Source organism: Methylobacterium jeotgali (genome assembly GCF_022179345.1).
Lineage (GTDB): Bacteria > Pseudomonadota > Alphaproteobacteria > Rhizobiales > Beijerinckiaceae > Methylobacterium > Methylobacterium jeotgali.
The window spans coordinates 34,668-46,162 of sequence record NZ_BPQR01000007.1 but is presented as its reverse complement, the minus strand read 5'-3'; the positions used below and the strand labels follow the sequence as shown (position 1 = coordinate 46,162).

At 73.7% G+C, this 11,495-nt stretch carries 11 protein-coding genes; 5 read left to right on the top strand and 6 right to left on the bottom strand.

The genetic code is table 11. The features are described from left to right. Nucleotides 1-88 precede the first annotated feature (88 nt). On the bottom strand, nucleotides 89-367 hold the full coding sequence (gene rpsT / locus MFF04_RS02245) for a 30S ribosomal protein S20 (protein ID WP_238273863.1): 279 nt from the start codon (nucleotides 365-367) through the stop codon (nucleotides 89-91). Nucleotides 368-542: 175 nt separating this feature from the next. Further along, nucleotides 543-1,982, bottom strand: coding sequence for a TIGR04222 domain-containing membrane protein (locus MFF04_RS02240; protein ID WP_238273862.1), 1,440 nt, complete (start codon nucleotides 1,980-1,982; stop codon nucleotides 543-545). 189 nt (nucleotides 1,983-2,171) lie between these two features. Here MFF04_RS02240 and speB point away from each other — a divergent pair, with 189 nt between their 5' ends. Further along, nucleotides 2,172-3,125 (top strand): agmatinase, encoded by a 954-nt coding sequence (speB, locus tag MFF04_RS02235; protein WP_238273880.1) that lies wholly within the window; start codon nucleotides 2,172-2,174, stop codon nucleotides 3,123-3,125. Nucleotides 3,126-3,168: 43 nt separating this feature from the next. Here the strand turns inward: speB and coaBC are convergent, their stop codons facing one another. From coaBC to ubiE, 3 genes are read right to left on the bottom strand one after another with little or no spacing between them, the layout of a single operon-like run. Then, a complete protein-coding gene (gene coaBC / locus MFF04_RS02230) occupies nucleotides 3,169-4,428 on the bottom strand; it encodes a bifunctional phosphopantothenoylcysteine decarboxylase/phosphopantothenate--cysteine ligase CoaBC (protein ID WP_238273861.1) in 1,260 nt (419 codons plus the stop codon). Then, nucleotides 4,425-5,981 (bottom strand): 2-polyprenylphenol 6-hydroxylase, encoded by a 1,557-nt coding sequence (gene ubiB, locus MFF04_RS02225; protein WP_238273860.1) that lies wholly within the window; start codon nucleotides 5,979-5,981, stop codon nucleotides 4,425-4,427. Before ubiB ends, coaBC begins: the two co-directional genes overlap by 4 nt. A 22-nt stretch (nucleotides 5,982-6,003) precedes the next feature. Further along, a complete protein-coding gene (gene ubiE, locus MFF04_RS02220) occupies nucleotides 6,004-6,765 on the bottom strand; it encodes a bifunctional demethylmenaquinone methyltransferase/2-methoxy-6-polyprenyl-1,4-benzoquinol methylase UbiE (protein WP_238273859.1) in 762 nt (253 codons plus the stop codon). 120 nt (nucleotides 6,766-6,885) lie between these two features. Between ubiE and mutM the strand changes: the two genes are divergently transcribed. From mutM to gmk, 4 genes are all read left to right on the top strand, one after another. After that, entirely contained in the window at nucleotides 6,886-7,839 is a 954-nt protein-coding gene (gene mutM / locus MFF04_RS02215) for a bifunctional DNA-formamidopyrimidine glycosylase/DNA-(apurinic or apyrimidinic site) lyase (RefSeq protein WP_238273858.1), read from the top strand. Nucleotides 7,840-7,916: 77 nt separating this feature from the next. Beyond that, a complete protein-coding gene (mltG, locus tag MFF04_RS02210; protein WP_238273857.1) occupies nucleotides 7,917-9,290 on the top strand; it encodes an endolytic transglycosylase MltG in 1,374 nt (457 codons plus the stop codon). A gap of 40 nt (nucleotides 9,291-9,330) precedes the next feature. Next, nucleotides 9,331-10,206, top strand: a complete 876-nt coding sequence (locus tag MFF04_RS02205; RefSeq protein ID WP_238273856.1) for a YicC/YloC family endoribonuclease — start codon at nucleotides 9,331-9,333, stop codon at nucleotides 10,204-10,206. 13 nt (nucleotides 10,207-10,219) lie between these two features. Beyond that, a complete protein-coding gene (gene gmk / locus MFF04_RS02200; RefSeq protein ID WP_238273855.1) occupies nucleotides 10,220-10,885 on the top strand; it encodes a guanylate kinase in 666 nt (221 codons plus the stop codon). 6 nt (nucleotides 10,886-10,891) lie between these two features. On the opposite strand, the gene MFF04_RS02195 is transcribed toward gmk, so the two are convergent. Next, nucleotides 10,892-11,485 carry a biliverdin-producing heme oxygenase gene (locus MFF04_RS02195; protein ID WP_238273854.1) on the bottom strand — a complete coding sequence of 198 codons (594 nt, stop codon included), beginning with the start codon at nucleotides 11,483-11,485 and terminating at the stop codon, nucleotides 10,892-10,894. Nucleotides 11,486-11,495 lie beyond the last annotated feature (10 nt).

Below are 11,495 nucleotides of genomic sequence, written 5' to 3'. Positions count from 1 at the left end.
GCCGGCGGAGCGTCCGCGAGGTCCCGAAACGCGAGAAGCCCGGCACGAGGCCGGGCTTCTCAAGCCGTCCAGAGAAGGAGCGTGGGGATCAGGCGGCGGCGGGCGCCGCGAGAGCCTTCACCCGGGCCGAGAGGCGCGAGACCTTCCGGGAGGCGTTGTTCTTATGAACGATGCCGTGCTGGGCGGCGCGCATGATCTCCGGCTGCGCAGCGCGGAGCGCCTCGCGGGCGGTCTCGGCGTTGCCGGAGGCGATCGCCTCCTCGACCTTGCGGAGGAAGGTACGCATCCGCGAGCGGCGCGAGCGGTTGATCGCCGTGCGCTTGGCGATCTTGCGGGTCATTTTCTTGGCCGACGGGGTGTTGGCCATGTCCTATCCTCGTCTCGTCCGGCGGTCGGGCGTTCGAGCCCGAGAGCGGGCGGCGGCCGACGCATGTTGTGAAAAAGCGAAGCAGGCGGCCCGCGCGTTGCCGGCCGCCCTGCGAAGCGCGCTCTATAGACACGGCATGCCGGATCGTCAACGCGCAAGGCCGGCGGCGCCGCGTTCAGTCGCCGCCTCCGCCGCCGCAGCCTCCACAGCCGCCACCGCCGCCCGATCCGGAGCCGCAGCCCGATCCGCCGGTGCCGCAACCGGACCCGGAGTCGCGAAGCGGCGCCTTCAGGTAGGCGAACAGCTCCGGATAGGCCGAGGCCGAGAGGATGCCGATCCCGCCGATGGCGAAGGCGAGGGGCAATTCGGACGGCATCGGCGCCCGCAGCGCGCGGGCCTGGTTGCGCGACAGGGCGTCGAGGGCCTGCGCGCCGGCCCGCGTCGGGCGCGAGAGCCACCACCACAGGAGCCCGGCCGAGGCCGCGAGGCCGAGAAGCGTGACGAGCAGGAACCCGACCGGGCGGTGCCGCTCGATGCCGACGACGAGCTTGGCGATCCCGAACAGAGCCACCGCCGCGATCGGCGCGAGGGCGACCCAGCGCGCCCCGCGGGTCTCCTCCGGATCGAGCAGCAGACCCCGTGCGTGCAGGCGCCGCCGGAGCGGCCCGAGCGCCTCGCCCACCGCGCCCATGAGGTCGCGGCGGCGCGTCGGCCCGGTCACGGAGCCGAGGAAGGGCCGGAGCCGCGCGGCCTCGCCCTGCAGGCCCTCGACCACGAGGCGCCCGCGAAATCGCTCGACCGAGGCCGAGCCCGAGGTGACGAGAATGAGGGCGACGAGATCGGCGACCCGCCCCGGACCGCCCGCCAGCAGCGCCGCCTCCAACGGATCGAGCGTCGGCGCCCCCGCCAGGGCGGCACGCCCTGGCGCGAAGCGCAGCCGCACGGCGAGCGCGAAGGACGCGGCGACGGCGAGCAGCGCCAGCGGCAGGTAGAGGCCGAGAAACTCCGGCCCGCGCCAGTCGAGGGGGGTGGAGGGCAGGGCGAGCGCGCCGGTCGGCAGGCAGAGCAGGAGGCAGGCCGCCGGCGCCACCCGCCGGAGCGCCGACGGGCGCGGCAGCAGCCAGACCCGGTGCGTGTCGACCATGCGGTAGCGGGGTCGGGGCCCGAATCGCGCCGCCGTACCGGGCCAGAACGCCGGATCCGGCGGCCCGAACGCGGTCTCGTAGCGGGCGAGCGTCCGCGCGTACTGCCCATGGTAGCGGGCATCCTCCGCCGGACCGCCGCCGGTCGGGTCGTGGTGCAGGGGCCGTTCCAGCACCTGCGGGCACCAGACGCTCCAGTAGTCGCGGGAATAGGTGAGGTGGAGGTGCCAGACGGCGTCGACCTCCTCGCTCGGCGTCGCGGGCTCTGTTCCGGTGACGGCGAGGAAGCAGAAGCGGCGATACTCCTCGACGGCGCCCTTCGCCTGCGCCCGGCTCCAGCCCATGTCGGCGGCGAGCCGCCCGGTGAAGTCGAGGGCGCGCGCGTCCTCGAACGGGTGGGCGGCGATGCGCGCCCAGAGCGCCTCCTCCGGCGCCCGCTCCGATTCGGCCGATGCCGTTCCGATCTCCCGCATCGTCGCCCCTCCCGACGCGCGTCCGCATCCCGCGATTCTCCACTAGCACGATGCACCGCCACCGGCCGCGCTTGATTCCCTCCCGGGCGGGCGGGACAATTCCCGCGCCGAGCGAGAGGAGGGACCGTGCCGCACGAGGTCGACGAGGCGGATGCCGCGCGCATCGCCCGCTTCCGGCCGGCCTCCGGCATGGAGACGCCGCGCTTCTCGGGGATCCCGAGCTTCATGCGCCTGCCGGTCCGCGACCCCGCCGCGGCAGAGGGCGTGGAGATCGGCCTTGTCGGCATCCCCTTCGACGGGGCGACCACGAACCGGCCCGGCGCCTGCCTCGGCCCCCGCGCCGTGCGCGAGGCCTCGACCCATACCCGCGCGGTCAACCATTCCACGGGCGTCGCGCCCTACGCGCTCGCCGCCTGCGCCGATCTCGGCGACGTGCCGGTCAACCCGATCGACGCCGCCGAGACCTGCCGGCGGATCGAGGCGTTCCACGCCGCGCTGCGGAGCCAGGGGATCGTGCCGCTCTCCGTCGGCGGCGACCATCTCGTCAGCTATCCCGTGCTCAGGGCGCTCGGGGCGGGGAGGCCACTGGGCCTCGTGCATATCGACGCGCACAGCGACACCGACGATTCGCAGTACGGCGGCACGCGGCTCACCCACGGCACGCCCTTCCGGCGGGCAGTGGAGGACGGGGTGCTCGACCCGAGGCGCATGGTGCAGATCGGCATCCGCGGCAGCCTCGATTCGGCCGACGAACGCGACTGGGCGCTGGCTCAGGGCATCCGCATCGTCACCCTGGAGGAGGCGGTCGGCCGGGGGCTGCCGGAGACCGTCGCCGAGGCCCGAGCGGTGGTCGGCGAGGGCCCCGCCTATCTCAGCTTCGACATCGACGCCCTCGACCCGGCCTACGCGCCGGGCACCGGGACCCCTGAGCCTGGCGGCTTCACGACGCGGGAGGCCCTCTACCTCGTGCGGTCGCTGCGCGGCCTCGACCTCGTCGGCGCCGACCTCGTGGAGGTCTCGCCGCCGCTCGACGCCGCCGGCATCACGGCGCTCGCCGGCGGGACGCTGCTCTTCGAGATTCTCTGTCTTCTGGCCGAGGCGGTGGCGGCGCGGCGGGGGGCCGACCGCTCGTCCGCCGATTGAGCGTCTGACGCGCGGCAGCGAGCCCGAACGGTCGTGCCAGGCGCTACAGCACGATCATCCCCGCGAAGCGCTCGACCAGACGGCGGGCGACCTCGTCCTTGTCGAGGGTCGGCCAAGTCTCGATGGCGCCGTCGCGGCCGACGAGGTGGACGGTGTTCCGCGTGCCACCCATGACGCCGCCCTCCGCCGAGACGTCGTTGGCGACGATGAGGTCGCAGCCCTTGCGGGCGAGCTTTTGCTGCGCGTGGGCGATCACGTCGTTGGTCTCGGCGGCGAAGCCCACGACGAGGCCGGGGCGGCCCTGGGCCATCCCCGAGACCGTGGCGAGGATGTCCGGATTCTCGGCCAGCGTGAGGGGGGGCGGCGCCGCGCCGTCCTTCTTGATCTTCGCGCCCTTCGCCTCCGCCGGGCGCCAGTCGGCGACCGCGGCGGCGAAGACCGCGAGCACGGCCGGCAGCGCCGCCTCGACGGCGGCGAGCATCTCGCGGGCGGTCTCGACGCGCACCACCGTGACGCCGGGCGGGTTGGGGATCGCGACCGGCCCGCTCACCAGGGTGACGAGGGCGCCGGCTTCCGCCGCGGCCTGGGCGATGGCGTGGCCCTGGCGGCCGGAGGAGCGGTTGGCGAGGTAGCGCACCGGGTCGATCGGCTCGTGCGTCGGCCCCGAGGTGACGAGGACGCGCCGGCCGGCGAGCGGCCGAGGAAACGCGTCGCGCCCGGAGAGGAAGCCGATGCCGGGGGAGGGCGCGGCGCCGGCGAGCATCGCGACGAGCGCGTCGACGATCTCGACCGGCTCGGCCATGCGGCCCGGCCCGGTCTCGGCCTCCGCCATCGGCCCGTCGTTCGGGCCAACCACGGCGACGCCGTCGGCCTTCAGCGTCGCGAGGTTCCGCTGCGTCGCGGGATGCGCCCACATGCGCACGTTCATGGCCGGGGCGATCAGGATCGGCAGGGTCGTGGCGAGCAGCACCGTCGAGGCGAGGTCCGGCGTCAGCCCCGCCGCCATCCGGGCCATGATGTTGGCGGTCGCCGGCGCCACCACCACCGCGTCGGCTTCCCGCGCCAGCCGGATATGGCCGATCTCGGCCTCGTCGGCCCTGTCGAACAGGTCGGTATGGGCCCGCTCCCCCGCCAGCGCGGCGGCGGCCAGCGGCGTCACGAACTCCTGTGCCCCCTGCGTCAGGATCGGCCGCACCCGCGCCCCGCGCTCCCGCAGGCGGCGGATCAGGTCGAGCGCCTTGTAGGCCGCGATGCCCCCGCCGATGACGAGGAGGATGCGGCGGCCATCGAGATCGCGGGTCATCGGAACGCCATCACCAGTGCCCCCACCGCGATAGCCCAGAGCGCCAACGTGGACCAGACCGCCCGGCGCTTCTCCATCCGGGCGAGGTTGCGGATCTGGACGGCCTCGTGGGAGCCCTCCTCGTCGAAGCGCACCAGGATGCGCCGCAGGCGCTGGGCGATGTCGGGGATGTCGGCGACGACGTCGGCGAGCGTCAGGGCGGCGCGGCCCGCCCCCTCGACCCGGCCCACGGGGCCGAGGTTGCGGGCGATCCAGGCGCGGACCACGGGCTCGGCGGTGGTCCACATGTCGAGGCGCGGGTCGAGGCTGCGGGCGACGCCTTCGACCACGACCATGGTCTTCTGGAGCATCACCAGCTCGGTGCGGGTGCTCATGTCGAACAGCGCCGTTACGTCGAAGAGCAGGGTCAGCACCTTGGCCATCGAGATCTCGTCGGCCCGACGCTGGTGGATCGGCTCGCCGATGGCGCGGATCGCCTGGGCGAAGTCGTCCACCGAGTGGTGGCGGGGCACGTAGCCGGCCTCGAAATGCACCTGCGCGACGCGCCGGTAGTCCCGCAGGATGAAGCCGAGCAGGATCTCGGCGAGGAAGCGGCGCTCGGCCATGCCGAGGCGGCCCATGATGCCGAAATCGACGGCGACGAGTCGCCCTTGCGCGTCCACGAACAGGTTTCCCTGGTGCATGTCGGCGTGGAAGAAGCCGTCGCGGATCGCCTGGCGCAGGAAGCTCTGGATCACCGTGCGCCCGAGCGCCTGCGGGTCGTGGCCCGCCGCCACGATGTCGGCGCGGGCGTGGAGGCGTGTGCCGTCGATCCACTCGCTGGAGAGCACGTCGCGGGCGGTCAGCTCCCACTCGGGGCGCGGCACGCGGAAATCCTCGTCGTCCTTGGTGTTCTGCGCGAGCTCGGACATGGCCGCCGCCTCCAGGCGGAAGTCCATCTCCATCGTCACGGAGCGGGCGAGGATCTCGACCACCTCCCGCGGGCGCAGCCGTTCGGCCTGGGGCGAGAGCGCGTTCACGACGCGGGCCATGAAGCGCATGACCTGGAGGTCGCGCTGGAAGCGCTCGCGCACGCCCGGCCGCATGATCTTCACGGCGAGCATGCGCTGCGTACCGTCGGGGTCGAGGACCGTCGCCTTGTGGACCTGGGCGATGGAGGCCGCCGCCACCGGCTCGCTGAAGCTCGCGAAGAGGTCCCGCAGCGGCTTGCCGAAGGCGGTCTCGACCACGCGGATCGCCTGCCCCTGCGGAAAGGCCGGCACCCGGTCCTGAAGCTTCTCGAGATCGAGGGCGGCGGCCATGCCGACGATGTCGGGGCGGGTGGCCAGGAACTGACCGAACTTGACGTAGCTCGGCCCGAGCCGGGTCAGCGCCTTGGAGAGCCGGGCGGCGCCGTCGCCGAGGCCCGGCCGCTCCAGCATCCGCCCGATCCTGAGCGCGAGCCGCAGGTGCGGCGGCAACTCAGCGGCGTCCACGAAGGCGAGCCCGCCCTCGCGGGCGAGCACGAAGCCGACATGGGCGCCCCGCAGGAGGTGGAGGAGCGAGCCGATCATGCGCGGGCGCCCGGATGCAGGATCACGAGACCTTCCAGCCGGAATGGATCGCGACGATGCCCCCCGACAGCGGCCGGTGCGTGACGTGGCGCAGACCCGCCGCCTCGATCATGCCGGCGAAGACGCCGGGCGTCGGGAACTGGCGGATCGACTCGACGAGGTAGCGGTAGGAGTCCGCGTCGCCCGCCACCCGCGCGCCGATGCGCGGGATCACGTGGAAGGAGTAGGCGTCGTAGATGCGGTCGAGCACCGGCAGGTCGACCTTCGAGAACTCGAGGCAGAGGAAGCGACCGCCCGGACGCAGCACGCGGCGGGCCTCGGCCAGCGCCGCGTCGATGCGCGGCACGTTCCTTATGCCGAAGGCGATGGTGTAGGCGTCGACGCTCGAATCCGGCAGGGGCAGGGTCTCGGCGTTTCCGGTCACGAATTCCGCCCGCGCGCCGTAGGACGCACCGCGCTCGGCGCCGACGCGGAGCATGTCCTCGTTGATATCGAGCACCGTGACGCGGGTCTGCGGGCCGCCGGCATCGAGGATGCGGAAGGCGACGTCCCCGGTGCCGCCGGCAACGTCGAGATGGTGGAAAGGGCGGTTGCCCGGCGGCCGCAGCATCGAGACGAGCCGGTCCTTCCAGAGCCGGTGGAGGCCCGCCGACATCAGGTCGTTCATGACGTCGTAGCGGCGGGCGACCGAGCGGAACACCGCGTCGACGCGGCCCTGCTTCTCGCCGAGCGCCACCCGCTCGAAGCCGAAATCGGCGGTCTCGTCGTCCCGGCCCGCAGCCATGCTCGTGCTCTCCTTGGCCCGGCCTCCATAGCGAAGGCCGCCGCAATCCGCCATCGGTGGGACGGCCCCGCGACGCGGGCGCCGATTGCGCGGCCGGCCGCCGGCGCCGATATACGCACCATGCCCGAGCTTCCCGAGGTCGAGACCGTGCGCCGGGGCCTCGCGCCGGCCATGGTCGGCGCGCGCGTCAGTCGCGTCACCCTGCGCCGCGCAGACCTGCGCTTCCCCTTCCCGGATCGCTTCGCCGCGCGGCTGGAGGGCCGGACGGTCACGGACCTCGCCCGCCGGGCAAAGTATCTCGTCGCCGGCCTCGATTCCGGCGAGAGCCTGATCATGCATCTCGGCATGAGCGGGCGCTTCGACGTGACTCTGCCGGACGGCTCGAACCTGTCGCCGGGCGACTTCTACCTCGAAGGGGCGCTGGGCAACGCGAAGCACGACCACGTCGTCTTCGCCATGGGGAGCGGGGCCACCGTCACCTACAACGACGTGCGCCGCTTCGGCTTCATGGATCTCGTGGCGACGGAGGGGCTCGCCACCTGCCGCCACTTCGCGTCCATGGGCATCGAGCCCCTGGACGAAGGGCTCGACGGCGACGCCATCGCCCGGCTGTTCCGGCACCGGATCGCGCCGCTGAAGGCCGCGCTCCTCGACCAGAGGCTGATCGCGGGGCTCGGCAACATCTACGTCTGCGAGGCGCTCCACCGGGCGCGCCTCCATCCGGAGACGCCGGCCGGCGCGCTCGCCGCAGCGGACGGGCGGGGCACGCCCCAGGCCCATCGCCTCGCGCAGGAGATCCGCTCCGTGCTTGCGGAGGCCGTCGAGGCCGGCGGCTCGACGCTGCGCGACTACGCCCACACGGACGGCGGCAGCGGCAGGTTCCAGCACGCCTTCCGGGTCTACGACCGCACCGGCGAGCCCTGCCGCGCGCCGGGCTGCGGGGGGAGCGTCGCACGGATGGTGCAGGCGGGCCGCTCGACCTTCTACTGCGCCGTCTGCCAGCCCCCGGCGAAGGCTCCCGGCGCGAAGGCGGCGGGCGCAGCGGGACGGCATTTTCGCCACAAAGCGGGCTAGTGCTGCCGGGCTCGCGCCGCAGCCCCTTTCGAGGGGCACGGCGCCGCTCGCCCCGAACGAGCCCGAGCAGGATCGCGATGTTCTTCCGCCGCCGCCAGACGCCCGAGCCGACGCCGACCGCCTCCGACGAGCCGGCCCTGCCGAACCGCCTCTCGCCCCGCTCGCCGGGCGAGGCGATCAAGCCCACCGCCGCGCCGCCGCCGCCGGACGAGCCGGAGCGCCGCCGGGGCGGCCTGCTCGCCACGGTCTCGGGCCTTCTGACCTTCGCCGTGGTGCTGGCGCTCGGCGCGATGATCGGGCTGACGATCTTCCACCGGCAGGTCCGCGAGCCGGGGCCCCTCCAGGCGGACAAGGTGGTGGTGATCCCCTCGCGCAGCGGCACCGCCGAGATCGCCGAGATCCTCCAGCGCGAGGGCGTCATCGCCCATACCGGCCTGTTCGAGCTCGCCGCCCGCTTCGGCGGCAAGGCGCCGCTGAAGGCCGGCGAGTACAACTTCAAGGCCCATGCCAGCATCAACGACGCCATCGACACGGTGACGACCGGCCGGCAGGTGCAGCATGCAGTCACCTTCCCCGAGGGCCTGACCAGCGAGCAGATCGTCGGCCGGCTCAACGAGAACGACATCCTCACCGGCGAGATCGGCGAGATCCCTCCCGAGGGCTCGCTCCTGCCCGACACCTACAAGTTCGAGCGCGGCGCCACCCGCCAGATGATCGTCAACCTCATGCGCGCCAAGCAGCGGGAGGTCCTCAACCAGATCTGGCTGCGGCGCAGCCCCGAGATCCCGGTGAAGACGCCCGCCGAGATGGTGACGCTCGCCTCCATCGTGGAGAAGGAGACGGGGCGCGCCGACGAGCGTCCGCGGGTGGCCGGCGTCTTCGTCAACCGCCTCAACAAGCGCATGAAGCTCCAGTCCGACCCGACCATCGTCTACGGGCTCGTCGGCGGGCGCGGCACGCTCGGCCGGGGCATCCTGCGCTCGGAGATCGAGCGGGCGACGCCCTACAACACCTACGTCATCGAGGGCCTTCCGCCGGGGCCGATCGCCAATCCGGGGCGCGCCGCGCTCGAGGCCGTCGCCAATCCGTCGCGGACCAAGGACCTGTTCTTCGTCGCCGACGGCACCGGCGGCCACGCCTTCGCCGACAGCCTGGAAGGCCACCAGCGCAACGTCGCCCGCTGGCGGCAGGTCGAGCGCGCCCGGCAGGCGCCGGCGCCGACGGATGCGGCGAGCCCCACCGACAAGGCCGAGCCCGATCCGTCGGTGCCGGGCAGCGCCACGGCCTACGCCCCCGACGCCGGCACCGGCACCCCGGCGGCCGCCCCCACGCCCGCCGCCGCGCGGCCCCGCGCCTTCGACGCCTCCGAGGGCACGCGGCTCGACCCGCTCAAGAACAAGACCTACGATCTCGGCTCGCCCAAGACCGTGCCGGTGCTCAAGCAGCCCTGAGCCGAAAGGGCAAGCGGGCGGGCTTGGGAAAGACGCGGGCATGATCGCGAGCATGACGGGCTTCGCCCGCGCGGCGGGCACCACGGGGCCGGTGCAGTGGGCTTGGGAGGTGCGCAGCGTCAACGGGCGGGGCCTCGAGGTGCGCCTGCGGGTGCCGCCGGGCTTCGAGGCGGCCGGCGAGGTCGCCCGCACCGCCCTCCAGAAGACCCTGAACCGGGGCCAGTGCCAGCTCTCCCTCACCCTGACCCGCCCGGAGCGGGAGGTGCGGGTCAGGGTCAACGAGGCGCTGCTCGCCTCGCTGGCCCAGGCCGTCGCCCGCGTGCCGGTTCCGGAAGGCATCGCGCCCGCGACCATGGACGGGCTGCTCTCCATCCGCGGCGTCATCGAGAGCGACGAGGAGCCCGCCGCGGAGGTCGAGACGCTGGCCCGCGACCTCGCGGAAGGGGTGGTGCGGCTCGTTGCCGACCTCGTCGAGAGCCGCCGCGCCGAGGGGCGCCATCTCCACGAGGTCGTGGCCTCGCAGCTGCGCACCATCGCCGAGCTGACGGCGGCCGCCGAGGACAGCCCCGCCCGCCGGCCGGAGGCCGTGCGCGAGCGCCTTCAGGCGAGCATCGCGGGCCTCGCCGAAGCCGGCGCCCTCGATCCGGCCCGCCTCCATCAGGAGGCGATGCTGCTCGCGGGCAAGGCCGATGTGCGCGAGGAGCTCGACCGCCTGCGCGCCCATCTCGCCGCGGCCACCGGCCTGATCGAGGCGGGGGGCGCCATCGGCCGGCGGCTCGACTTCCTCGCCCAGGAGTTCGGCCGGGAGGCCAACACGCTCTGCGCCAAGGCCGGCGACGTCACGCTCTCGCGGATCGGACTCGACTTGAAGGCCGTGGTGGAGCAGTTCCGCGAGCAGGTCCAGAACGTCGAGTAGGGCAAGCGACGGCATGAGCGGCTACGAGCGCGATCCCGGCGGCGGCAGCATCGCCCGGCGCGGGATGATCCTGATCCTGTCCTCGCCCTCCGGCGCAGGCAAGACGACGCTGACGCGCCAGATCGCCCAGGACGGCGGCTGGGGCATGGAGCTGTCGATCTCCATGACGACGCGGGCGCGCCGGCCCTCCGAGATCCACGGGCGGCACTACAACTTCGTCGACCGGGAGACCTTCGAGGACCTGAAGCGGCACGACGACCTTCTCGAGTGGGCCGAGGTCCACGGCAACTTCTACGGCACCCCGCGCCGCCCCGTGGAGAGGGCGCTCGCCGAGGGCCGGGACATGATCTTCGACATCGACTACCAGGGCACGCGGCAGGTGCGCTCGCGCCTGCCCGACGACGTGGTCAGCGTCTTCATCCTGCCCCCCAGCATGGCGGAGCTGCGCCACCGCCTGGAGCGGCGCGCCGAGGACGATCCGGCGACCATCGAGAAGCGGCTCGCCAACGCCCGCGTCGAGATCGCCCGCTGGGGCGAGTACGACTACGTGCTCGTCAACGACGACCTGCAGAACGCCTTCGAGACCCTGAAGGGCATCCTCGTCGCCGAGCGCACCAAGCGCACGCGCCGCTCGGGCATGGCAGCCTTCGTCGACGGGCTGCTGGCCGAGACCGCTTGACCCTGCTCAGGCGGCGGGCGGCAGCCCCGCCGCCGCGACGTCGGCGCAGAGCCAGTCGCGCATCGCCCGGAAGGTCCGCGCGGCGCCCGCCGACACGGCCTCGGCGGCGCCGGGCGTCTCGCCCACCGCATCGAGGCGCTCGCAGAAGCTCCGCCACATCGGCCCGGCGCGCTCGCCCCGGCCGGCGTAGTAGGCGCAGCCTTCCTCCGGCGAGAGCCCGTGGAGGGCCCGCACGTGCCGGCCGATCAGGATGCCGCCGAGCGTCGAGCCCTCGAAGACGTAGAGCGCCCCGAGCGCCTCGTCCGGCCCGGCGAGGCCGAGCGACTGCGGCCGGGGCAGCGCCTCGACGGCGGCCGGCGTCAGGCCGAGGCAGGCGAGATCGGCGTCGAGCGCTTCGATCCGCCGGCGGGGATCGAGGAAGGCGTCGTCGCCGAGCGCCCCGGCGATCTCGGGCTCCAGCGTGGCGTGGAAGCCCCGCAGGCGTGCGAGCAGGTCGCGGTAGCCGTCGAGGCTCGCGACGCGGGCCTGCCAGTCGAGGTCGCGCTCCAGGGCCTCGTGGGGCGCGGCGGTCTCTTCGCGCAGACGGTGGCGCAGGCTCAAGCGGCGGCCC

Excerpts from the sequence above, each read along its gene's own strand:
- rpsT (WP_238273863.1), bottom strand. The coding sequence starts at position 367 with ATGGCCAACACCCCGTCGGCCAAGAAAATGACCCGCAAGATCGCCAAG.
- MFF04_RS02240 (WP_238273862.1), bottom strand. The coding sequence starts at position 1,982 with ATGCGGGAGATCGGAACGGCATCGGCCGAATCGGAGCGGGCGCCGGAG.
- speB (WP_238273880.1), top strand. The coding sequence starts at position 2,172 with ATGGAGACGCCGCGCTTCTCGGGGATCCCGAGCTTCATGCGCCTGCCG.
- coaBC (WP_238273861.1), bottom strand. The coding sequence starts at position 4,428 with ATGACCCGCGATCTCGATGGCCGCCGCATCCTCCTCGTCATCGGCGGG.
- ubiB (WP_238273860.1), bottom strand. The coding sequence starts at position 5,981 with ATGATCGGCTCGCTCCTCCACCTCCTGCGGGGCGCCCATGTCGGCTTC.
- ubiE (WP_238273859.1), bottom strand. The coding sequence starts at position 6,765 with ATGGCTGCGGGCCGGGACGACGAGACCGCCGATTTCGGCTTCGAGCGG.
- mutM (WP_238273858.1), top strand. The coding sequence starts at position 6,886 with ATGCCCGAGCTTCCCGAGGTCGAGACCGTGCGCCGGGGCCTCGCGCCG.
- mltG (WP_238273857.1), top strand. The coding sequence starts at position 7,917 with ATGTTCTTCCGCCGCCGCCAGACGCCCGAGCCGACGCCGACCGCCTCC.
- MFF04_RS02205 (WP_238273856.1), top strand. The coding sequence starts at position 9,331 with ATGATCGCGAGCATGACGGGCTTCGCCCGCGCGGCGGGCACCACGGGG.
- gmk (WP_238273855.1), top strand. The coding sequence starts at position 10,220 with ATGAGCGGCTACGAGCGCGATCCCGGCGGCGGCAGCATCGCCCGGCGC.